Annotated in this window: 15 protein-coding genes; 10 read left to right on the top strand and 5 right to left on the bottom strand. The window is 72.0% G+C overall.

All coding sequences use genetic code 11. The annotated features are described in order from the left end of the window. Positions 1 to 153: 153 nt before the first annotated feature. Positions 154 to 3132, top strand: a complete 2979-nt coding sequence (locus tag ABZX67_RS04450; protein ID WP_355354347.1) for a bifunctional [glutamine synthetase] adenylyltransferase/[glutamine synthetase]-adenylyl-L-tyrosine phosphorylase — start codon at positions 154 to 156, stop codon at positions 3130 to 3132. On the opposite strand, the gene ABZX67_RS04445 is transcribed toward ABZX67_RS04450, so the two are convergent. The 3 genes from ABZX67_RS04445 to ABZX67_RS04435 are packed head-to-tail and all read right to left on the bottom strand — an operon-like array spanning position 3120 to position 6870. Beyond that, the gene (locus tag ABZX67_RS04445) at positions 3120 to 3980 is read right to left on the bottom strand and encodes a phosphatase PAP2 family protein (protein WP_355354344.1); all 861 of its coding nucleotides are present in this window, start codon (positions 3978 to 3980) and stop codon (positions 3120 to 3122) included. The genes ABZX67_RS04450 and ABZX67_RS04445 overlap by 13 nt on opposite strands. 36 nt (positions 3981 to 4016) lie before the next feature. Beyond that, positions 4017 to 5087 carry a LacI family DNA-binding transcriptional regulator gene (locus ABZX67_RS04440; protein WP_355354341.1) on the bottom strand — a complete coding sequence of 357 codons (1071 nt, stop codon included), beginning with the start codon at positions 5085 to 5087 and terminating at the stop codon, positions 4017 to 4019. Between the two features lie 25 nt (positions 5088 to 5112). After that, positions 5113 to 6870: a glycoside hydrolase family 13 protein gene (locus ABZX67_RS04435; RefSeq protein ID WP_355354338.1), complete on the bottom strand. Its 1758-nt coding sequence runs from the start codon at positions 6868 to 6870 to the stop codon at positions 5113 to 5115. 344 nt (positions 6871 to 7214) lie between these two features. On the opposite strand from ABZX67_RS04435, the gene ABZX67_RS04430 reads away from it, so the two are divergent. The 8 genes from ABZX67_RS04430 to ABZX67_RS04395 all read left to right on the top strand — a co-directional run bounded on the left by ABZX67_RS04430 (position 7215) and on the right by ABZX67_RS04395 (position 21164). After that, positions 7215 to 8486 carry an extracellular solute-binding protein gene (locus tag ABZX67_RS04430; protein WP_355354335.1) on the top strand — a complete coding sequence of 424 codons (1272 nt, stop codon included), beginning with the start codon at positions 7215 to 7217 and terminating at the stop codon, positions 8484 to 8486. Between the two features lie 24 nt (positions 8487 to 8510). Further along, the gene (locus ABZX67_RS04425; RefSeq protein WP_355354332.1) at positions 8511 to 9536 is read left to right on the top strand and encodes a sugar ABC transporter permease; all 1026 of its coding nucleotides are present in this window, start codon (positions 8511 to 8513) and stop codon (positions 9534 to 9536) included. A gap of 14 nt (positions 9537 to 9550) precedes the next feature. After that, complete coding sequence (locus ABZX67_RS04420; RefSeq protein WP_355354711.1) at positions 9551 to 10417, top strand: carbohydrate ABC transporter permease; 867 nt, start codon at positions 9551 to 9553, stop codon at positions 10415 to 10417. 83 nt (positions 10418 to 10500) lie between these two features. Continuing rightward, complete coding sequence (locus ABZX67_RS04415) at positions 10501 to 12162, top strand: glycoside hydrolase family 13 protein (RefSeq protein WP_355354329.1); 1662 nt, start codon at positions 10501 to 10503, stop codon at positions 12160 to 12162. Further along, complete coding sequence (locus ABZX67_RS04410; RefSeq protein ID WP_355354708.1) at positions 12159 to 13220, top strand: LacI family DNA-binding transcriptional regulator; 1062 nt, start codon at positions 12159 to 12161, stop codon at positions 13218 to 13220. The genes ABZX67_RS04415 and ABZX67_RS04410 overlap by 4 nt, the downstream gene beginning before the upstream one ends. 327 nt (positions 13221 to 13547) lie before the next feature. Continuing rightward, positions 13548 to 15254 carry a carbohydrate-binding module family 20 domain-containing protein gene (locus tag ABZX67_RS04405; RefSeq protein WP_355354326.1) on the top strand — a complete coding sequence of 569 codons (1707 nt, stop codon included), beginning with the start codon at positions 13548 to 13550 and terminating at the stop codon, positions 15252 to 15254. Between the two features lie 123 nt (positions 15255 to 15377). Further along, positions 15378 to 20711 (top strand): pullulanase-type alpha-1,6-glucosidase, encoded by a 5334-nt coding sequence (gene pulA, locus ABZX67_RS04400; RefSeq protein ID WP_355354705.1) that lies wholly within the window; start codon positions 15378 to 15380, stop codon positions 20709 to 20711. Between the two features lie 102 nt (positions 20712 to 20813). Continuing rightward, entirely contained in the window at positions 20814 to 21164 is a 351-nt protein-coding gene (locus tag ABZX67_RS04395) for an isomerase (protein WP_355354323.1), read from the top strand. Here ABZX67_RS04395 and ABZX67_RS04390 read toward each other — a convergent pair. Next, on the bottom strand, positions 21149 to 21907 hold the full coding sequence (locus ABZX67_RS04390; RefSeq protein ID WP_355354320.1) for a TetR/AcrR family transcriptional regulator: 759 nt from the start codon (positions 21905 to 21907) through the stop codon (positions 21149 to 21151). The genes ABZX67_RS04395 and ABZX67_RS04390 overlap by 16 nt on opposite strands. A gap of 62 nt (positions 21908 to 21969) precedes the next feature. Here ABZX67_RS04390 and ABZX67_RS04385 point away from each other — a divergent pair, with 62 nt between their 5' ends. Beyond that, positions 21970 to 22290 (top strand): hypothetical protein, encoded by a 321-nt coding sequence (locus ABZX67_RS04385; RefSeq protein ID WP_355354317.1) that lies wholly within the window; start codon positions 21970 to 21972, stop codon positions 22288 to 22290. A gap of 17 nt (positions 22291 to 22307) precedes the next feature. On the opposite strand, the gene ABZX67_RS04380 is transcribed toward ABZX67_RS04385, so the two are convergent. Beyond that, a complete protein-coding gene (locus ABZX67_RS04380) occupies positions 22308 to 23369 on the bottom strand; it encodes a PDR/VanB family oxidoreductase (protein ID WP_355354314.1) in 1062 nt (353 codons plus the stop codon). Positions 23370 to 23372 lie beyond the last annotated feature (3 nt).

Below are 23372 nucleotides of genomic sequence, written 5' to 3'. Positions count from 1 at the left end.
TTGCCGCGATCGGGTTCATTGGGGGCGGTGTGCGGTCCGTCACGCGTGCGGGCCGAGGCCGATTCCCGCTGGCCGGAGGCCCGGTGCGCGCCCGCCCCCGCTCCGAGGGCCGATAGGCTCGTAGCGACCCTTACTCGCGGTGGAGGGAGACCCATGACGGCGCCGGGGCGCAGGAGCAGTACCTTCACGCGGCTGCTGCGGCACGGGTTCACCGACCCCTCCGCCGCCGGGCGGCTGCTGGAGCTGCCGGTGCTGGCGGCCGTGAGCGAGAACCCGGTGCTGCTGGACGCGCTGGGCGCGACCGCCGATCCCGACCTCGCGCTGCGGGGGCTCGTACGGCTCGCCGAGGCGCAGGAGGACGGCCAGCTGCTGGCGACGCTGGTCGGCGCCAAGCCGCTGCGGGACCGGCTGCTGGGGGTGCTGGGGGCGTCCGAGGCGCTCGGGGACCATCTGGCGCGGCACCCGCAGGACTGGCGGGCGCTCGTCACGTACGAGGCGGCCGACCTGCACCCGGGGGTCGAGGAGTTCGAGCGCGGGCTCGCCGGGGCCGCCGACCCGGTGGCGCTGCGCGTGGCCTACCGCAGGTGCCTGCTGGCCATCGCCGCGCGCGATGTGTGCGGCACCATCGACGTGGCCGAGACCGCGGCCGAGCTCGCCGACCTCGCCACGGCCACCCTGCGCCGGGCGCTCGCCATCGCCGAGGCCGCCGCGCCCGAGGACGCCGCCGCGTGCCGGCTCGCCGTCATCGCGATGGGGAAGTGCGGCGGGAACGAGCTCAACTACGTCTCCGACGTGGACGTGGTCTTCGTCGGGGAGGCGGCGGAGGGCGGCGACGAGGCCAAGGCCCTGCAGGCCGCGACCCGCCTGGCCTCCCATCTGATGCGGATCTGCTCCGAGACGACCGTCGAGGGCGCCATCTGGCCGGTGGACGCCAACCTCCGGCCCGAGGGCCGCAACGGCCCGCTGGTGCGGACGCTCTCCAGCCACCTGGCCTACTACCAGCGCTGGGCGAAGACCTGGGAGTTCCAGGCCCTGCTGAAGGCACGCCCGGTGGCGGGGGACCCCGGCCTGGGGGAGGCGTACATCGACGCCGTCTCCCCGCTGGTGTGGCAGGCCGCCGAGCGCGAGAACTTCGTCGCCGACGTGCAGAAGATGCGCCGCCGCGTGGTCGACAACATCCCCGTCGCCCAGGTCGACCGCGAGCTGAAGCTCGGCCCCGGCGGACTGCGGGACGTCGAGTTCGCCGTCCAGCTGCTCCAGCTGGTGCACGGGCGCAGCGACGCCACGCTGCGCAGCGGCACCACCCTGGAGGCGCTGAAGGCCCTGGCCGCCGGCGGGTACGTGGGGCGGGTGGACGCGGCCCAGATGGACGAGGCGTACCGCTTCCTGCGCGCCATGGAGCACCGCATCCAGCTGTACCGGCTCCGCCGCACCCATCTGGTGCCGGAGGGCGAGGACGACCAGCGGCGGCTCGGGCGGTCGATGGGGATGCGGACCGACCCGGTGGCGGAGCTGAACCGGGAGTGGAAGCGGCACGCCGCCGTGGTGCGGCGGCTGCACGAGAAGCTGTTCTACCGGCCGCTCCTGGACGCCGTCGCGCAGCTCGCGCCCGGTGAGACGCGGCTGAGCGCCAAGGCCGCCGGGCAGCGCCTGGAGGCCCTCGGGTACGACGATCCCGTCGCGGCCCTGCGCCACCTGGAGGCGCTGTCGTCCGGGGTCACCAGGAAGGCGGCGATCCAGCGGACGCTGCTGCCCGTGCTGCTGGGGTGGTTCGCGGACTCGGCGGACCCGGACGCGGGGCTGCTCGGCTTCCGCAAGGTGTCCGACGCGCTGGGCAAGACGCCCTGGTACCTGCGGCTGCTGCGCGACGAGGGCGCGGCGGCGGAGAACCTCGCGCGGGTGCTGTCGGCCGGGCGGCTGGCGCCGGACCTGCTGCTGCGGGCCCCGGAGGCGGTGGCCATCCTCGGCGCGCCGGAGGGGCTGAAGCCGCGCCGCCGCGATCACCTGGAGCCGGAGATCCTCGCGGCGGTGGGCCGCGCCGACACCGCCGAGCAGGCCGTCGCCGTGGCCCGCGGCGTACGGCGCCGGGAGCTGTTCCGTACCGCCGCCGCCGACATCATCGCCTCGTACGGCACGGAGGACCGGCCCGCCGAGGTCGATCCGGGCGTGCTGGTCGACCGGGTCGGCGACGCGGTCACCGATCTGAACGCCGCGACCCTCGCCGGGGCCCTGCGCGCCGCCGTCCGCGAGCAGTGGGGCGAGACCCTGCCCACGAAGTTCGCCGTCATCGGCATGGGCCGCTTCGGCGGACACGAGCTGGGGTACGGCTCCGACGCCGACGTGCTGTTCGTGCACGAGCCGCGCGACGACGTCGACGAGCAGGAGGCGGCCCGCGCCGCGAACGCCGTGGTGGCGGAGATGCGGCGGCTGCTCCAGCTGCCGACCGCCGACCCGCCGCTGCTGATCGACGCCGACCTGCGCCCCGAGGGCAAGAGCGGCCCGCTGGTGCGCACGCTCAAGTCGTACGAGGCCTACTACCGCCGCTGGTCGCTCGGCTGGGAGAGCCAGGCCCTGCTGCGGGCCGAGCCGATGGCGGGCGACCCGGAGCTGGGGCGCCGCTTCATCGAGCTGGTCGACCCGCTGCGCTACCCGGCGGGCGGACTGGACGAGGCCGCGGTGCGCGAGATCCGCCGCCTGAAGGCGCGGATGGAGACCGAGCGGCTACCGCGCGGCGCCGACCCCACCCTCCACACCAAGCTGGGGCGCGGCGGCCTCTCCGACGTGGAGTGGACGGTGCAGCTGATCCAGATGCGGCACGCGCGCGAGGTGCCCGGGCTGCGCACCACCCGCACGCGGCACGCGCTCGCCGCCGCCCGCGAGGCCGGGCTCCTCGACGAGCACGACGCCCGCACGCTGGACGAGGCGTGGGTGCTCGCCACCCGCGTCCGCAACGGCGTGATGCTGGTACGCGGCAGGGCCGGCGACACCTTCCCGTCGGACGGGCGCGAACTGGCCGCCGTCGCCCGCTACCTCGGGTACGGCCCCGGGCACGTCGGCGAGATGGTCGAGGACTACCGCCGTACGACGCGCCGCGCGCGGGCCCTGGTCGAGGAGCTCTTCTACGGGGCGTGAGCCGCCGGTGTCGCGACGTACCGCGGCAGGTTGTGCGGGGCGCTGCGGTACCAGACGTACGCGAGCGTGTAGCCGAAGGCCAGGCACATCAGGCCGCCCACGGCGTCCAGCCAGAAGTGGTTGGCGGTGGCGACGATGACCACCAGGGTGGCGACGGGGTAGAGGAAGCCGAGGATCTTCGCCCAGGGCGCCCGGGCCAGGGCGTAGATGGTCAGGCCGCACCACAGGGACCAGCCGATGTGCATGGACGGCATGGCGGCGTACTGGTTCGACATCTGCTTCAGGTCGCCGGAGGCCATCGAGCCCCAGGTCTGGTGGACCAGGACGGTGTCGATGAACTTCTCGCTGGTCATCAGCCGCGGCGGAGCGAGCGGATACAGGTAGTAGCCGAGCAGGGCGACACCGGTGGTGGAGAACAGCACCAGGCGGGTGGCGGCGTACCGCCCCGGATGCCAGCGGTACAGCCACACCAGCACGCCGATGGTCACGATGAAGTGGAGCGTGGCGTAGTAGTAGTTCATGCCCACGATCAGCCACGTCACGGAGTCGACGGCGTGGTTGACCGTCTTCTCGACCGCTATGCCGAGTGCCTGCTCCGCACGCCAGATCCAGTCGGCGTTGCGCAGCGCCTCCGCCCTCTGCTCGGGTACGGCGTTGCGGATGGCCGAGTACGTGCCGTAGCTGACCGCGATCAGCAGGATCTCGAACCAGATACGGGGGCGGCGGGGGGCCCGCAGGCGCTCCAGGGTGGTCCGGCGCGGGGGCGCGGCCTGGGGGCGCTGCTCCTCGATGGGTGATGAGGGGGCCGTCGTGCGGCCTTCCATTGTTCTCACTGTTGTGTCACCCATGGGCCAAGAGTGTGCCAGATATGTCCACTGCGTCGATCATCCGTCAGTCGGGTCCTCGCTGCCATCGCCGCGCCGGTCCGCCCCCCGCCGGCCTTGGGGTCCGGAGGCGGTGGAGCCCCGGACGACGAGCTCGGGCATGAAGACGAACTCGCTGTGCGGGGCGGGGGTGCCGCCGATCTCCTCCAGCAGCGCGCGGACCGCGGCCTGGCCCATCGCCTGCACGGGCTGGCGGATGGTGGTCAGGGGAGGGTCCGTGAAGGCTATGAGGGGGGAGTCGTCGAAGCCGACGACGGAGATGTCGCGGGGGACGTGCAGCCCCTGCTGCCGGGCCGCCCGGATGGCACCGAGCGCCATCATGTCGCTGGCGCAGACCACGGCGGTGCAGCCGCGCTCGATGAGCGCGGTGGCGGCGGCCTGGCCGCCCTCCAGGGTGTAGAGGGAGTGCTGGATGAGCTCCTCGGTCTCCTCCGGGGAGAGGCCGAAGCGCTCGCGCATGCCGCGCCGGAAGCCCTCGATCTTCCGGACGACGGGGACGAAGCGCTTCGGGCCGACGGCGAGGCCGATCCGGGTGTGCCCGAGGGAGGCGAGGTGGGTGACGGCGAGCTGCATCGCGGCCCGGTCGTCCGGGGAGACGAAGGGGGCCTGCACCTTGGGCGAGAAGCCGTTGATCAGGACGTACGGGACGCCCTTGCCGCGCAGCTGGTCGTAGCGCGTCATGTCGGCGGTGGTGTCGGCGTGCAGACCGGAGACGAAGATGATGCCGGAGACGCCGCGCTCGACGAGCATCTCGGTGAGCTCGTCCTCGGTGGAGCCGCCGGGCGTCTGGGTGGCGAGGACCGGGGTGTAGCCCTGGCGGGTCAGGGCCTGGCCGATGACCTGGGCGAGGGCCGGGAAGATCGGGTTCTCCAGCTCGGGCGTTATGAGCCCGACGAGCCCGGCGCTGCGCTGCCGCAGCCGTACGGGCCGTTCGTAACCGAGGACGTCGAGCGCGGCCAGCACGGACTGGCGGGTGGCCGCGGCCACACCCGGCTTGCCGTTGAGCACGCGGCTGACTGTGGCTTCGCTGACCCCCGCCTGGGCTGCGATGTCGGCTAGCCGCGCGGTCATAGGATGCGACTGTACCGGCCGCACGTCAGCTTGCCCACCAGACGCAGGAATCGGGGGCGAGGAGCACCGTCCGGCCGCTCTCGGCGGGCTCGGCGCCGTCCGGCAACTCCCGCGCCGGCGCGGGTACTTTGCCCTCGGCGCCTGACCCGGACCCGCCGGCCGTCACGTCCGGGTCCTGCGGCACGAGCGGCGTGCTCGCGAGCAGCAGCCGCCCCGGGGCGGGCAGTTCCACCGCGCGGCCGCCGAGGTTCACCGTGCAGACGAAGACCGCGTCGCCGGCGCGGCGGCGGAAGGCGAGCACACCGCGCGGTGCCGGGAGCCACTCGACCCCGTCGCCCGCGCCGAGGGCGGGGTGCGTGCGGCGCAGGGCGAGGGCGGCGCGGTAGAGCTCCAGCGTGGAGGCCGGGTCGCCGGTCTGGGCCGCGACGCTCAGCCCGCCCCAGGCGGCGGGCTGCGGAAGCCAGCTGCCACCCGGCCCGAAGCCGTACGAGGGGCCCTCGGCGGTCCACGGGATCGGTACGCGGCAGCCGTCGCGCAGCCCGTCCTGGCCCTCGCCGCGCAGGAACGCCGGGTCCTGCCGCACCTCGTCCGGCAGCTCCGTGACCTCGGGCAGCCCCAGCTCCTCGCCCTGGTAGAGGTAGACCGAGCCGGGCAGGGCCAGCATCAGGAGCGTGGCCGCCCGCGCCCGCCGCAGGCCCGCCTCGCCCGCGCCGTACCGGGTGGTGTGGCGTACGACGTCGTGGTTGGAGAGCACCCACGTCGTCGTGGCGCCCACCGAGGTGGTGGCCCGCAAGGAGTCGTCGATGACGCGGTGCAGGCAGTCGGCGTCCCACGGGCAGTTGAGGAACTGGAAGTTGAACGCCTGGTGCAACTCGTCGGGGCGGACGTACAGGGCGAGGCGCTCCGCCGACGGGGCCCACGCCTCCGCGACGCCGATGCGCTCGCCGCCGTAGGAGTCGAGCAGCCGCCGCCACCCGCGGTGGATCTCGTGGACGCCGTCCTGGTCGAAGAACGGCAGCTGCTGGGTGCCGATCAGCCGGGCCTGCTCGCCGTGGCCGATGTCCGGCATGCCGGGCGCCTTGACCATGCCGTGCGCGACGTCGATCCGGAAGCCGTCGACGCCCAGGTCCAGCCAGAACCGCAGCACCGAATCGAACTCGGCCCGCACCTCGGCGTGGTCCCAGTTCAGGTCGGGCTGCTCGGGTGCGAAGAGGTGCAGGTACCAGGCGCCGTCCGGGACGCGCGTCCAGGCCGGGCCGCCGAAGACCGACTCCCAGTCGTTGGGCGGCAGCGAGCCGTCCGGGCCCTTGCCCGGGCGGAAGTGGTAGCGCTCGCGGCCCACGCCCGCGAGGGCCTCGCGGAACCACGGGTGCCGGTCGGACGTGTGGTTCGGGACGATGTCGACGATCACCCGCAGCCCCAGCTCATGGGCCCGGCGCACCAGGTCGTCGGCGTCCGCGAGGTCCCCGAAGACGGGGTCGACGGCGCGGTAGTCGGCGACGTCGTACCCGCCGTCCGCCTGGGGCGAGGCGTAGAACGGCGTGAGCCACACCGCGTCCGCCCCCAGCTCCACCAGGTGCTCGAGACGCTCCCGTACGCCGCGCAGATCGCCGATGCCGTCGCCGTCGCTGTCGGCGAAGGAGCGGACGTACACCTGGTAGATGACGGCGTCCCGCCACCAGCCCGACCGGGAGGCGCCCTCCTCGGAGGGGATCGCCGGGGAAGGGCTCGCGAGGAGCGGGTCCTCGGCTGCCTGGACGGGCGAGGTGAGCTCGTGGGCCATGTGCGGGTCCCTCTCGGGTCGGCCGGGACGGGGGCTACGTACAAGCAACGAGGTGGGCGCGGCCATGAAACGGTCCTGCAATGTGTCTGCAACAACTTCTGAAAAGGCTTGCAGAGGCTTCCAGGGGTCCGCAACCCATCCGGTACGGGCGTGTCAAGCGATGCGTCGGCAACTGTAGGGACACGCGAATGTAACGATCACCCCTGCTTGCAAAAAATTACTGCAAGGTCTTTCGGCGCGTTTTCATCCCTGTTACGTTCCTGCCAGCCCGGCGCGCCGCGAGGGAGCGGTCGGCAGGAGGCGAGTACGCCTTCGTCTTCCCGGGATCAGTTGAAGGAGTTCACATGCGGCGTGGCATAGCGGCCACCGCGCTGGTCGCGGCCCTCGGCCTCACGACGGCGGCCTGCGGCGGTGGAGAGGGCGACGGCGGCAAGAAGAGCTCGGGCGAGCTGTCCGGCACCGTCACCTTCTGGGACACCGCGAACGAAGCGGAGAGGCCGACCTACCAGGCGCTGGCCGAGGGCTTCACCAAGCTGCACCCCAAGGTGAAGGTCAAGTACGTCAGCGTGCCCTTCGGCGAGGCGAACGCCAAGTTCAAGAACGCCGCCGGCGGCAACTCCGGGGCGCCCGACGTGATGCGCACCGAGGTCGCCTGGGTCGCCGACTTCGCCAACCTGGGCTACCTCGCCCCGCTGGACAACACCCGCGCGGTGGAGAACGAGGTCGACTGGCTGCCGCAGGCCGCCGCGTCCACCAAGTTCAACGGCAAGACCTACGCCGTGCCGCAGGTCATCGACACCATGGCGCTCTTCTACAACAAGAAGATGCTCAAGGACGCCGGCGTCGAGGTCCCGAAGAACATCGAGGAGCTCAAGGCCGCCTCGAAGAAGATCAGCGAGAAGTCGCCCGGCAAGACCGGCCTCTACCTCCGCGGCGACGACCCGTACTGGTTCCTCTCCTTCCTGTACGGCGAGGGCGGCGACATGGTCGACGCCAAGTCCAAGACCGTCACCATCGACGACCCGGCGGGCGTCAAGGCGTACAAGACCATCAAGGACCTGGTCGACTCGAAGGCGGCGATCACCGACGCCTCCGACGGCTGGAACAACATGCAGAACGCCTTCAAGTCCGGCAAGGTCGCGATGATGCTCAACGGCCCGTGGGCCATCGCCGACACCCGCGCCGGCGCCGAGTTCAAGGACCCGGCCAACCTCGGCATCGCGCCCGTCCCCGCCGGCAGCGCCGCGCAGGGCTCCCCGCAGGGCGGCTGGAACCTCTCCGTCTACGCCGGGTCGAAGAACCTCGACGCGTCGTACGAGTTCGCCCGCTACATGAGCTCCGCCAAGGTCCAGCAGCAGACCACCGAGAAGCTGAGCCTGCTGCCGACCCGCCTGTCGGTCTACACGCAGCCGTCCGTCGCGAACAACGAGATGGTCAAGTTCTTCAAGCCCGCGGTCGACAAGGCCGTCGAGCGCCCCTGGATCCCGCAGGGCAACGCGCTCTTCGAGCCGGTCCGCCTGCAGATGGCCAACGTCCTCGGCGGCAGGACCGCCCCGGAGAAGGCCGCCCAGGAGACCGGCGACGCCTACCGCAAGATGCTCAAGGACTACAAGTAAGCAGTGAGAAGGGCTGACCGACCCATGGCTGTCGAGACCAGCCAGTCGGAGGCCACCGCCGCGGGCGCCCACAGCGCCCGCGGCCGCGGCCGCCGCACTGAGAAGAACCCGGGGCACCCGACCCCGGGCCGGCTGCGCAGGGCGCTGACCACTCACTGGTACGCCTGGAGCATGGTCGCTCCGGTCGTCGCCGTGATCGGCGTGATCATCGGCTACCCGCTCGTGCGCGGTGTCTACCTGTCGCTCACCGACGCGAACGAAGCCAACGTCGAGCGCACGATCGGCGTCAACCACATCCCCGCGACGTACCAGTCCGTGGGTCTCGACAACTACCGGGCGATCCTCACCGACGGCGTCTTCTGGGACCGGCTCGGCTGGACCGTGGTGTGGACCGTCGCCTGCGTGTCGCTCTCCTTCACGCTGGGCCTGGCCCTCGCCACCCTGCTCAACCGGAAGATCAAGGGCCGCGCCTTCTACCGCATGGCCCTGGTCCTGCCGTGGGCCGTGCCCGCCTTCGTCTCCGTCTTCACCTGGAAGCTGCTCTTCAACGAGCGCAGCGGCCTGTTCAACAAGCTCCTCGCGGGCGGCGGCATCGACGGCATCTCCTGGCTCAACGACCCGACCTGGGCGAAGATCTCCGTCATCGCCGTCAACGTCTGGATCGGCGTGCCCTTCATGCTGGTCGCCCTGCTCGGCGGACTCCAGGCCATCCCCGGCGAGCTGTACGAGGCCGCCGAGATGGACGGCGCCACCCCCTGGCAGCGGTTCCGCCACATCACGCTGCCCGGGCTGCGGCCGGTCTCCGCGACGGTCACGCTGCTCAGCTGCATCTGGACCTTCAACATGTTCCCGGTGATCTTCCTGCTGACCCGGGGCGGGCCCGGTGACGCCACCGAGATCCTCGTGACGTACGCCTACCGGCTCTCATTCGTCGTCAGCCCGCGCGACTACGCGGCCTCCGCGGCCTGGGGCGTGGTGATCCTGCTGCTCCTGTCGCTCTTCGCGGTGGTCTACCGCCGTGCGCTCAAGAAGCAGGGAGACATGTGGTGAGCACCGCAACCCAGATCCGCAAGACCGGTTCCGGTAAGGCCCGCAAGGTGCGCGGCCGCGAGGAGCGGTCCCCGCTGGCCTCCGTCGCGCTGCACCTGACGCTGCTGGTCGCCGGCGTCATCGCGGTCTTCCCGCCGCTGTGGCTGGTCATCACCTCCTTCAAGCCGAAGACCGACGCGTTCGACACCTCGCTCGTCAAGAACTTCACGCTCGGCAACTACACCCACGTCATCAACAACACCCAGTTCCTGTCGTGGCTCGGCAACTCGCTGATCGTCGTCGGACTGACCACCGTCATCGGCGTCTTCATCTCCGCCACCACCGGGTACGCCGTCAGCCGCTTCCGCTTCCCGGGCCTGCGCCCGCTGATGTGGATGCTGCTGATCACCCAGATGTTCCCGGTCGCGGTCCTGATCGTGCCGCTGTACAACCTGCTCGCCTCGATGGGGCTGCTCAACCAGCCGGTCGGCCTGGTGGTCACGTACCTGACCGTCGCCGTGCCGTTCTGCGCCTGGATGATGAAGGGCTACTTCGACGGCATCCCGGCCGAGATCGACGAGGCGGGCCGGGTCGACGGACTGACGCCCTTCGGCACCTTCTGGCGGCTCATCATGCCGCTCGCCAAGCCCGGTCTCGCCGTCACGGCGTTCTACACCTTCATCACCGGCTGGGCCGAGGTCGCCTACGCCTCCGCGTTCATGACCGGCGAGGAGAACCTCACCCTCGCGGGCGGCCTGCAGACCTTCGTCAACCAGTACACCGCCGACTGGGGCTCGCTGACCGCCGCCGCCGTGCTCATCGCGGTGCCCGCCACCGTCGTCTTCGGCCTCGTCCAGCGGCACCTGGTCTCCGGACTGACCGCCGGCGCCACCAAGTCCTGATCCTCCGTCCCGGTCTGCGGTGACCGGTCCGTGCCTGACGCCGGACCGGTCACCGCTCCACTCCTCATGACTCCAGGGAAGACATGACCCAGCACCTCGCTGCCCCCGCCCCCTCCGCAACCGGCACCACCGGCACGCACACGGGCTGGTGGAGAGACGCGGTGATCTACCAGGTCTATCCGCGCAGCTTCGCCGACGGCAACGGCGACGGCATGGGCGACCTGGAAGGCATCCGCAGCCGGCTGCCGTACTTGAAGGAGCTCGGCGTCGACGCCGTCTGGCTCAGCCCCTTCTACGCCTCGCCGCAGGCCGACGCCGGGTACGACGTCGCCGACTACCGCGCCATCGACCCCATGTTCGGCTCCCTGCTGGACGCCGACGCGCTGATCCGCGAGGCCCACGAGCTCGGCCTGCGCATCATCGTCGACCTCGTCCCCAACCACTCCTCCGACCAGCACGAGTGGTTCCAGCGCGCGCTGCGCGAGGGCCCCGGATCGCCGCTGCGCGACCGCTACCACTTCCGCCCCGGGCGCGGCGCGGACGGCTCGCTGCCCCCCAACGACTGGGAGTCCATCTTCGGCGGCCCCGCGTGGACCCGCGTCGCGGACGGCGAGTGGTACCTGCACCTCTTCGCGCCCGAGCAGCCTGACTTCAACTGGGAACACCCCGCCGTACGCGACGAGTTCCGCTCCATCCTGCGCTTCTGGCTCGACATGGGCGTCGACGGCTTCCGCGTGGACGTCGCCCACGGGCTGGTCAAGGCCGAGGGCCTGCCCGACATCGGCTCCCACGACCAGCTCAAGCTGCTCGGCAACGACGTGATGCCCTTCTTCGACCAGGACGGCGTCCACGAGATCTACCGCAGCTGGCGCCAGGTCCTGGAGGAGTACGACGGCGAGCGCGTGCTCGTCGCCGAGGCATGGACCCCGACCGTCGAGCGCACCGCGAACTACGTGCGCCCCGACGAGATGCACCAGGCCTTCAACTTCCAGTACCTCGGCACCCACTGGGACGCCGCCGAGCTGCGCAAGGTCATCGATGCCTCGCTCGCCGCGATGCGCCCCGTCGGCGCCCCCGCCACCTGGGTGCTGTCCAACCACGACGTGACCCGCCACGCCACCCGGTTCGCCAACCCGGCCGGGCTCGGCACCCAGCTGCGCACGCCCGGCGACCGGGAGCTCGGGCTGCGCCGGGCCCGCGCGGCCACCCTGCTGATGCTGGCGCTGCCCGGCTCCGCCTACCTCTACCAGGGCGAGGAGCTCGGCCTGCCGGACGTCACCGACCTGCCCGACGAGGTGCGCCAGGACCCGTCGTTCTTCCGCGCCAGCGGCCAGGACGGCTTCCGCGACGGCTGCCGCGTGCCCATCCCGTGGACCGTCGAGGGTTCCTCGTACGGCTTCGGCAGCGGCGGCAGCTGGCTCCCGCAGCCCGCGAGCTGGGCCGCCCTGAGCGTCGAGGCCCAGACCGGCGACCCGTCGTCGACGCTGGAGCTGTACCGCGCCGCGCTGGCGGTGCGCCGGGAGCAGCCGGGGCTCGGCGCGGGCGACGAGGTGGAGTGGCAGGAGGCGCCCGAGGGGCTGCTGGTGTTCCGCCGCGACGGCTTCGTCTGCACGGCCAACACCACCGGTGAGGCGATACGGATCGAGGTGCCCGGCCGGATGCTGCTCGCCAGCGAGCGGGTGCGCACCAGCGTCGACGGCACCACCGACATACCCGCCGACACCACCGTCTGGTGGGCGGTGTGACGGCCCTCGTGCCGTCGGGCGAGCCGCGGGGCGACGGAGGAGGGGGCGCCCCGCGGCTCGCGGACATCGCGGCGCAGGCCGGTGTCAGCGAGGCCACCGTCAGCCGGGTCCTCAACGGCAAGGCGGGCGTCGCGGGCGGGACCCGGACCCGGGTGCTCGCCGCCCTCGACGTCCTCGGCTACGAGCGGCCCGTACGGCTCAAGCGGCGCAGCGCCGGCCTGGTGGGGCTCGTCATCCCGGAGCTGACCAACCCCATCTTCCCGGCGTTCGCGCAGGTCATCGAGCAGGTCCTGGCGGGGCACGGCTACACGCCGGTGCTGTGTACACAGATGCCGGGCGGCGCCACCGAGGACGAGCTCGTCGAGCAGCTGGAGGAGCGGGGCGTCACCGGCATCGTCTTCCTGTCAGGGCTGCACGCCGACTCCGCGGCCGACCCGGCCCGGTACGCCCGGCTGGCCGGGCGGGGCGTGCCGTTCGTCCTCATCAACGGCTTCAACGAGCACATCGACGCGCACTTCGTCTCGCCCGACGACCGCTCCGCCGCCCGCATGGCCGTACGGCACCTGGTGGAGCTCGGCCACGAGCGCATCGGCCTCGCCATCGGGCCGACCCGGTACGTGCCCTCGCGCCGCAAGGCCGAAGGGTTCACGGCGGCGCTGCACGCGTTGTTGGGGGTGGCGCGCGAGAACGCCGAACTGCTCGTGCGGCCCACGCTGTTCGGCGTCGAGGGCGGCCATGCGGCGGCGGCCGAGCTCCTCGACGAGGGCTGTACGGGGATCGTGTGCGGCAGCGACCTGATGGCGCTCGGCGCGATACGCGCGGTGCGGGGGCGCGGGCTCGACGTGCCCGGGGACGTGTCGGTGGTCGGGTTCGACGACTCGCCGCTCATCGCGTTCACGGACCCGCCGCTGACCACGGTGCGCCAGCCCGTGCAGGCGATGGCGACGGCGGCGGTCGACGCGCTGCTGGAGGAGATCGACGGGAACCCGGTGCAGCGCACGGAGTTCGTCTTCCAGCCAGAGCTGGTGGTGCGGGGTTCGACCGCGCAGCACCGGTGAGGGTGGTACCCGGTCCGGCCGGCCGGGCGCGTGGGGCCCCGGGGTGAGGGGACCCTCGGCCGACCGGACCGGAGCGCTGGTTGAAAGTAGCACCGCTGCAACTGCTTGCGAAAGACTTTGCAGCGAGGGAACCCGCGGATTTCCGGGGTGTAACCGGACCGTGTTCGAGGGGTTGACCGTACGCCGACGGGCTCGTACGGTCTCGACCGAAAACCGTTGCTGCTTTCTTGCAGCAAGAACCTTCACGTCCACCGGCCTTGCGGGCATGGCGCGTTGCCGCACGAGGCTGCACCGTCGCATCCGCACCTCCCTTCCCCAGGAGGCACCATGGCCAGAAAGCCCGTGGCCGCCGCGCTCGCCCTCGCCACCCTCGTGGCGGGGGCCGCGGTCGCCCTCACGGCGCCCCCCACCCCCGCGCAGGCCGCGCCGCCCGGCACCAAGGACGTCACCGCCGTGCTCTTCGAGTGGAACTTCGCCTCCGTGGCGAAGGCCTGCACCGAGCAGCTCGGCCCCGCCGGATACGGCTACGTTCAGGTCTCGCCGCCCCAGGAGCACATCCAGGGCGGCCAGTGGTGGACCTCGTACCAGCCCGTCAGCTACAAGATCGCGGGGCGCCTCGGCGACCGTACCGCCTTCAAGAACATGGTCGACGCCTGCCACGGCGCGGGCGTCAAGGTCGTCGCCGACTCCGTCATCAACCACATGGCGGCCGGGAACGGCACCGGTACCGGCGGGACGGCGTACACCAAGTACGGCTACCCCGGTCTGTACTCCGCCCCCGACATGGACGACTGCACGGCCCAGATCACCACCTACCAGGACCGCGGCAACGTCCAGAACTGCGAGCTCGTCGGACTCGCCGACCTCGACACCGGCGAGGAGTACGTCCGCACCAAGATCGCCGGCTATCTGAACGACCTGCTGTCGCTCGGCGTCGACGGCTTCCGCGTCGACGCCGCCAAGCACATGCCGGCCGCCGACCTCACCGCCATCAAGTCCAAGCTCACGCGGCCGGACGTCTACTGGAAGCAGGAGGCCATCCACGGCGCCGGCGAGGCCGTCTCGCCCAGCGAGTACCTCGGCAGCGGCGATGTGCAGGAGTTCCGGTACGCCCGCGACCTCAAGCGCGTCTTCACCGGCGAGAACCTCGCCTACCTGAAGAACTTCGGCGAGGCCTGGGGCTACATGGAGTCCGGCAAGTCCGCCGTCTTCGTCGACAACCACGACACCGAGCGCGTCGGCGACACCCTCAGCTACAAGAGCGGCTCTGCCTACACGCTGGCCAACGTCTTCATGCTGGCCTGGCCGTACGGCTCCCCGGACGTCCACTCGGGCTACGAGTGGACCGACAAGGACGCCGGCCCGCCCGCCGGCGGCCAGGTGAACGCCTGCTACAGCGACGGCTGGAAGTGCCAGCACGCCTGGCGCGAGATCGCCTCCATGGTCGCCCTCCGGAACGTGGCCCGCGGTCAGGGTGTCACGAACTGGTGGGACAACGGCGCCGACGCCATCGCCTTCGGCCGCGGCGACAAGGCGTACGTGGCCCTCAACCACGAGACGTCCGCCCTCACCCGCACCTTCCAGACGTCGCTGCCCGCCGGCGACTACTGCGACGTCCAGTCCAACCGGCCGGTCACGGTCAACGGCTCCGGACAGTTCACGGCGACCCTCGGCGCCGGTACGGCGCTCGCCCTGCACGCGGGTGCGCGGACCTGCTCCGGCGGGACCACCACCCCGGTGACCACCGGCGCGTCCTTCGCCGTCCACGCCACCACCGTCCCCGGCGAGAACATCTACGTCACCGGCGACCAGCCCGCCCTCGGCAGCTGGAACCCGGCCGCCGCGCTCAAGCTCGACCCGGCGGCGTACCCCGTCTGGAAGCTCGACGTGAACCTGCCGGCCGGCACCACCTTCGCGTACAAGTACGTCCGCAAGGACGCCGCCGGGAACGTCACCTGGGAGAGCGGCGCCAACCGCACGGCCACCGTCCCGGCCTCCGGGAAGGTCACCCTGAACGACACCTGGCGCGCCTGAGCCCACCCGTTTCACGCCCCGCGCCCGGACCTCCCCGGGCGCGGGGCCCCTTCTCCGCAACCCTCCCCGAGGAGAACCCCCTTGATACGGCCCCCCTCCGGATCCGGCACCGGATCCAGAACCCTGCCGCGCGCAGCCGCGGCCGCCCTCGCGGCGGCGACGGTCGCCGCGCTCGTGCCCGCGCTCCCGGCCGCCGCGGCACCCAGGCCGCCCGCGCCGCCGTCGGACCAGGCGCTCGCCGCCCAGCCCGCCCGCCATGACCTGACCCGGGAGCAGTTCTACTTCGTGCTGCCCGACCGGTTCGCCAACGGCGACCCGAAGAACGACCGCGGCGGCCTGACCGGCACACGCCTCACCACCGGGTACGACCCCGCCGACAAGGGCTTCTACCAGGGCGGCGACCTCAAGGGCCTGACGGAGAAGCTCGACTACATCAAGGGCCTGGGCACCACCGCCATCTGGATGGCGCCGATCTTCAAGAACCAGCCCGTGCAGGGCGAGGGCAAGGACGCCTCGGCCGGCTACCACGGCTACTGGATCACCGACTTCACCCAGGTCGACCCCCACTTCGGCACGAACGCCGACCTGGAGACGCTCATCGACAAGGCCCACGCCAAGGGCATGAAGGTCTTCTTCGACGTCATCACCAACCACACCGCCGACGTCGTCGACTACAAGGAGAAGTCCTACGGCTACCTCTCCAAGGGCGCCTTCCCGTACCTGACGAAGGACGGCGTCCCCTTCGACGACGCCGACTACGCCGACGGGACCCGGCGCTTCCCGAGGACGGACCTCGACGCCTTCCCGCGTACGCCCGTCGTGCCCGAGGAGAAGCGGAACCTCAAGGTCCCCTCCTGGCTCAACGACCCGGCGATGTACCACAACCGGGGCGACTCCACCTTCGCCGGCGAGTCCTCCACGCACGGCGACTTCGCGGGCCTGGACGACCTGTGGACCGAGCGCCCCGAGGTCGTCGAGGGCATGGAGAAGATCTACCAGCGCTGGGTGCGCGACTTCGACATCGACGGCTTCCGCATCGACACCGTCAAGCACGTCAACACCGAGTTCTGGACCCAGTGGGCCACCGCCCTCGACGCGTACGCCGCGAAGCAGGGCCGCGACGACTTCTTCATGTTCGGCGAGGTGTACTCCGCCGACCCGGCCGTCACCGCCCCCTACGTCACCCGGGGCCGGCTCGACGCCACCCTCGACTTCCCCTTCCAGGACGCCGCCCGCCGGTACGCCTCCCAGGGCGGCCCCGCGACCAAGCTCTCCGAGCTGTTCGCGCAGGACTACCGCTACACCACCGACAAGGCCAACGCCTACGAGTCGGTGCCCTTCCTCGGCAACCACGACATGGGCCGCTTCGGCACCTTCCTGAAGCAGGACAACGCCAAGGCCGGCGACGAGGAGCTCGTGGCCCGCTACCGGCTCGCCAACGAGCTGATGTTCCTCACCCGCGGCAACCCCGTCGTCTACTACGGCGACGAGCAGGGCTTCACCGGCGCCGGCGGCGACAAGGACGCCCGCCAGACCCTGTTCGCGTCGAAGACCGCCGACTACCTCGACGACGACCAGCTCGGCACCGACCGCACGCACGCCGACGACGCGTACGACACCGGCCACCCCCTCTACCGCTCCATCGCCGCGCTCTCCCGGCTCACCAAGGCGCACCCGGCGCTCCGCGACGGCGTCCAGACCGAGCGCCACGCCGACAGCGGGCAGGGCGTGTACGCCTTCTCCCGCTTCTCCGGCGCGGAGACGAAGGCGCGCACCGAGTACGTCGTCGCCGTCAACAACGCCACCGCCCCGAAGACCGTGGAGCTCGCCACCGACTCCCCGGACACGGCCTTCCGGTACGTGTACGGCGGCACCGGCACGGTCACCGGCGGACAGACGCTGAAGCTGACCGTCCCCGCCCTGTCCTCCGTCGTCCTCAAGGCGGGCAAGCCCGTCCCGGCCCCCGCCGCCAGGCCGGCCATCGCGCTCAAAGCCCCGGCCGCCGGAGCCATCGGCACCGTCGAGGTCACCGCCGACGTCGACGGCGGAGGTCTGAACCGCGTCGTCTTCGCCGCCCAGCAGGGCACCGGGAAGTGGCAGGTCCTCGGCTCCGCCGACCACGCCCCGTACAAGGTCACCCACACCGTCACCGCCCCCGCGGGAACGGCCCTGCGCTACAAGGCCGTCGTCGTCGACAGCACCGGCCGCACCGCGAGCGCCCTCGCCACCACCACCGCCGGGCAGGCGCCGAAGCCCGGCAAGCCCAGCGCCGTCGACCGGGACTACGCGGTCGTCCACTACCAGCGCCCGGACGGCGACTACGACGGCTGGCAGCTGAGGACGGGCTCCGCCACCGCCGCCTTCGCCGGCCGTGACGCGTACGGCGCCTTCGCCTGGGTCAAGGTCGAGGACGGCGCCACGTCCGTCCCGTACACCGTCGAGAAGAACGGCACCGCCGACGGCCCGCAGCGTGTCCTCGACCTCTCCGCCACCGGCGAGGTCTGGATCAAGCAGGGCGCGGACGGCCAGGCGGACAAGGCGCCCGACGGCGCGTACCCGCCGCAGGACCCGGGCAAGGCCGTCATCCACTACCACCGCCCCGACGGGAACTACGACGGCTGGGGCCTGCACACCTGGACCGGCGCCGCCACCCCCACCGACTGGTCCAAGCCGCTCCAGCCCGTGAGGAAGGACGCCTTCGGCCTCACCTTCGAGGTACCGCTCGCCGCCGGGGCCACCTCCCTCTCCTACATCGTCCACAAGGGCGACGAGAAGGACATCCCCGCCGACCGGTCGCTCGACTTCGGCACGTACGGCAAGGAGGTCTGGCTCCTCACCGGCGACACCGGCTACCTGCTGCCCACCTCGGGCGCCGCGCCCGCCCTCGACCTCACCAAGGCCGAGGCCCAGTGGATCGACGCCGACACCGTCGTCTGGAAGGTGAAGGCCACGCCGGGGACGAGCCAGCAGCTGGTGTACGACCGGGACGGCTCCATCACCGCGACCAAGGGCGCCCTCTCCGACGAGGGCCGCTGGCTGCGGCTGAACCCCGGTGCGCTCACCGACGCCCAGAAGGCCGAGTACCCGCACCTCAAGGACTACCCAGCCTTCACCCTCGACCCGCGCGACCGCGACCGGGTGCGTGACGCGCTGCGCGGCCAGCTGATCGCCACGCACAGGGCCGCCAACGGGGCCCTGCTCGCCGCCACCGGCGTCCAGATCCCGGGCGTCCTCGACGACCTGTACGGCACGAAGGCGCAGGCCACGGCGCTCGGCCCGGTCTTCCGCAAGGGCACGCCCACCCTCTCCGTCTGGGCGCCCACCGCGCAGAACGTCGCCCTCGAACTCGACGGCAAGCGCGTGGCGATGAAGCGCGACGCCGCGACCGGCGTCTGGTCCGTCACGGGCGGCAAGAGCTGGCGGAACAAGCCGTACCGGTACGAGGTGACGGTCTGGGCGCCCAGCGTCCAGAAGGTCGTCACCAACAAGGTCACCGACCCGTACTCCACCGCCCTCACCACCGACTCGGTCCACAGCCTGGTCACCGACCTCGCCGACCCGGCCCTCGTCCCGGCGGGCTGGACCACCCTGAAGAAGCCCGCCGCGACCCCGCTGCGCGACGCGCAGATCCAGGAGCTGCACGTCCGGGACTTCTCGGTCGCGGACCGCACCTCGAAGCACCCCGGCGGCTACCTCGCCTTCACGGACACCGCGTCCGACGGCATGAAGCACCTGCGGAAGCTGGCCGCGAGCGGCACGTCGTACGTCCACCTGCTGCCCGTCTTCGACATCGGCACCATCCCCGAGAAGAAGTCCGGCCAGACCGCGCCCGCCTGCGACCTGAAGGTGTACGCGCCCGACTCCGACGAGCAGCAGGCGTGTGTGGCGAAGGCCGCCGCCAAGGACGCGTACAACTGGGGCTACGACCCGCTGCACTACACCGTCCCGGAGGGCTCGTACGCCTCCGACCCGGAGGGCATGCGCCGCACGGTCGAGTTCCGGCGCATGGTGCAGTCCCTCAACCAGGCCGGGCTGCGCACCGTCATGGACGTGGTCTACAACCACACCGTCGCGAGCGGCCAGTCGGAGAAGTCCGTCCTCGACCGGATCGTGCCCGGCTACTACCAGCGGCTGCTGGCCGACGGCACCGTCGCCACCTCCACCTGCTGCGCCAACACCGCGCCCGAGAACACGATGATGGGCAAGCTCGTCGTCGACTCGGTCGTCACCTGGGCGAAGGAGTACAAGGTCGACGGCTTCCGCTTCGACCTCATGGGCCACCACCCCAAGGCCAACATGCTCGCCGTCCGCGAGGCCCTCGACGCCCTGACCCTCGAAAAGGACGGCGTCGACGGCAAGAAGATCATCCTGTACGGGGAGGGCTGGAACTTCGGCGAGATCGCCGACGACGCCCGCTTCGTCCAGGCCACCCAGAAGAACATGGCCGGCACCGGGATCGCGACCTTCTCCGACCGGGCCCGCGACGCCGTCCGCGGCGGCGGCCCCTTCGACGCCGACCCCGGCGTCCAGGGCTTCGCCTCCGGCCTGTTCACCGACCCCAACACCTCGAAGGCGAACGGCACCCCGGCCGAGCAGAAGGCCCGCCTCCTGCACTACCAGGACCTGATCAAGGTCGGCCTGACCGGCAACCTCGCCTCCTACACCTTCACCGACACCTCGGGGAAGCAGGTCAAGGGCGCCGAAGTCGACTACAACGGCGCCCCCGCCGGCTACGCCGCCGCCCCCGGCGACGCCCTCGCCTACGCGGACGCCCACGACAACGAGACCCTGTACGACGCGCTCGCCTTCAAGCTCCCGGCGGCCACCTCCCCCGACGACCGGGCCAGGATGCAGGTCCTCGCCATGGCCACCGCCGCGCTCTCCCAGGGCCCGGCGCTCTCCCAGGCGGGCACCGACCTGCTGCGCTCGAAGTCGCTGGACCGCAACTCGTACGACAGCGGCGACTGGTTCAACGTCCTCAACTGGGACTGCCGGGCCGGCAACGGCTTCGGGCGCGGCCTGCCGCCGGCCGCCGACAACAAGGACAAGTGGTCCTTCGGCAAGCCGCTCCTGTCGTCTCCGTCCCTGACGGTGGGCTGCCCGCAGATCACCGGAGCCTCCGCCGCCTACCGGGACCTGCTGAAGATCCGTACGACGGAGAAGGCCTTCAGCCTCTCCACGGCCGACCAGGTCCAGTCCGCGCTCGCCTTCCCGCTCTCCGGCAAGGAGGAGACCCCCGGTGTGATCACCATGCGCCTGGGCGACCTGGTCGTGGTCTTCAACGCCACCCCCAAGGAGCAGGCCCAGAAGGTCCCCGCGCTCGCCGGCCAGGGCTACGCCCTCCACCCGGTCCAGGCGGGGGGCGCCGACGCCACGGTCAAGTCGTCGTCCTACGCGGTGACTTCGGGCACCTTCACGGTTCCGGCCCGCACGGTGGCGGTTTTCAGCCGCAGCTGAGGCGAACGGTGACGGATTGACCGCGGGCGCCCTGCCGACGGCAGGGCGCCCGCCTATCGTGAAGCGGCGCACCACTCACACGAGACAGGAGTGACCACCCCCATGCCGCACATCAGAGTCGACTACTCGGCCTCCCTGGAGGACGCCTTCGACCGGCGGGGCTTCGCCCTCGCCCTGCACCCGGTGGTGGCCGACACCGTCAGCACCCACGTCTCGAACTGCAAGTCCCGCTTCCGCCGCGCCGAGGAGACGGTCGTGGGCGACGGCTCCGTCGACGGCGCGGTGATCCACGTCGCGATCAGGCTCGCGCCCGGCCGTACGGACGAGGTCAAGGGACGGCTGACGGAGGCCGTCCTCGCGCTCCTCCCCGCGCACGTGAAGCCGGTGGAGGGCCTCGCCGTGCACCTCTCCGCCGAGGCCCACGACTTCGAGCGGTCCTACCGCAGGCGCTGAGACGGAACCTGCGACAGGGCCCGCGCCCTCGGCAGCAGCGCGTCGAGCCGGCCGATGAGGTCGCCCAGCGGCCCGTCGGCCGGCTCGTCCGCGAACATGCGGAGCACCAGGGCCGCCATCTCGTCGTCGTACGCGGCGCTCACCGCCGCCAGCGCCGCGAAGTCGTGCACCAGCTGGAGCTCCAGCTCGGCGCGCGGGATGCGGCGCCCGTCCAGCCACAGCAGCGCGGTCGACTCGGCGAGCGACACCCAGGACCGTACGACCAGCTCCAGCCGGGCGGGCGGGTCGGCCACGCCCAGGTGGGAGAGGATCTGCTCGTACGCGGCCTGCCGCACCTCGTCGATCATCGCGTTCGTCGTGGAGACTGTGCTTGCTGAGCAGGCTCCGCCTGCGGGGACGGCCGGACCGCCGCGCATCAGCGCCGCGAAGCCCGGCCCGTGCTCCTCCACGAAGCCGAAGAACCGCCCCATCACGCGCAGCAGCCGCGCGCCCAACGGGCCCTCGTGCGGCTCCTCGAAGCGGGCCGCCAGCTCGTCCGCCGCGCGCCGCAGGGCGGCCTCGTACAGGCTCTGCTTGCCGGGGAAGTAGTGGTACACCAGCGGCCGGGAGATGCCCGCGGCGGCGGCGACCTCGTCGATCGACACGTCCTCGGGGGAACGGTGGCTGAACAGCTCCAGCGCCACACCGATCAGCTGGCGTCTGCGCTCCTCGACGCCCATCCTGCGGCGCACCCCGGTCGTCATGCCGAACAGCCTAACCGTCCCTTCGAACAGTGCCCGCTACACCTTCCGTTACGCTGCCGGACATGAGCCTCTCCGACGAGGAAACCCCGCACGCTCCGGACGCCGGACCGCACCCTGAACCGCACGCCGGACTCAGCCCGCGCCAGGCGCGGCGCCTGCGGATCGCCGCCGCCTCGGTCCTCCTGGTGGCCATGGCGGTCGTCCTGGTGCTGCGGCTGGCCAGCCGCACCTCCGTGCTGGTGGTCGGAGTGTACGGACTGGCCATGATCCTGTGCGGCGTCGTGATCGAGCTCAGCCGCAACGGCCGTACCCGGCTGGGCACCTGGCTGCTCGGCGGCGGCCTGCTGGCCGCGCTGGCCGCCGACTGGCTGCTGCTCCCGTAGGCCCTGTTGTCCTGGGCCTACAGGTCCAGGACCAGCCGTTCGCCGCGGCAGCGCGAGACGCAGATCAGCATCGAGTCGTGCCGCTCGTCGTCCGTCAGCAGCTCGTCCCGGTGGTCCACCTCGCCCTCCAGCACCCGCTGCTGGCAGGTCCCGCAGAACCCCTGCTCGCACGAGTACGACACGTGCGGCACCTCCGCGCGCACGGCGGCGAGCACGGACTGGTCCGCCGCCACCGCCACCGTACGGCCGGAGCGGCGCAGTTCGACCTCGAAGGCCCCGCCGCCCGCGCCGGGGGCGCCGCCCGGCGCGAACCGCTCCAGATGGAGGGTGGCGCCCGGGGGAAGCGCCCCGGCCACCGCGTCCATCAGCCCGTCCGGGCCGCAGCAGTAGACCTGGGCCTCCTCGGGCACGTCCGCCAGGAAGGCGCCCACGTCCGGCAGCCCGGCCTCGTCCTCGGCCACCACCGTGACGTTCCCCAGCGCCTCCACCTCGTCCAGGAACGGCATGGTCGCGCGCGAGCGCCCGCAGTACAGCAGCCGCCATTGCGCGCCCGCCGCCCGCGCCGCGCGCACCATCGGCAGCACGGGCGTGATGCCGATGCCGCCGGCGACGAAGACGTACGCGGGCGCGGCGACGAGCGGGAAGCGGTTGCGCGGCCCCCGGATCTCGACCTCCGTGCCCTCGTGCAGCTGCTCGTGCACCTCCCGGGAGCCGCCCCGCCCGTCCTCGACGAGTCGGGTCGCGATGGTGTATGTGTCCGCGTCGGCCGGGTCGCCGCACAGCGAGTACTGCCGCACCAGCCCCGACGGCAGCACCACGTCCAGGTGCGCGCCCGGCTCCCACGGCGGCAGCCCGGTGCCCTCCAGCCGCAGCTGGACCACCCCTTCGGCGGGCGAGCTCCGCCCGGTGACGAGCACGCGGCGGCGCACGGTGGACGCCCGGCGGCCCCGGCCCGAGACGGGCTCCTCCAGGGCGGGCAGCGGCCACAGCGGAGCCGCCTGGATGCGGCGGCGCAGAGCCCGCCTCGCCAGCAGCGCCGCTCCGGCGGCGAGGACGACGGTACGCAGACGGGGTGGCATGGC

It is taken from the genome of Streptomyces sp. NPDC003036 (assembly GCF_040611175.1).
Lineage (GTDB): Bacteria > Actinomycetota > Actinomycetes > Streptomycetales > Streptomycetaceae > Streptomyces.
Note: the sequence above shows the minus strand (reverse complement) of the source record. Positions and strands in the feature narration are given on the sequence as shown.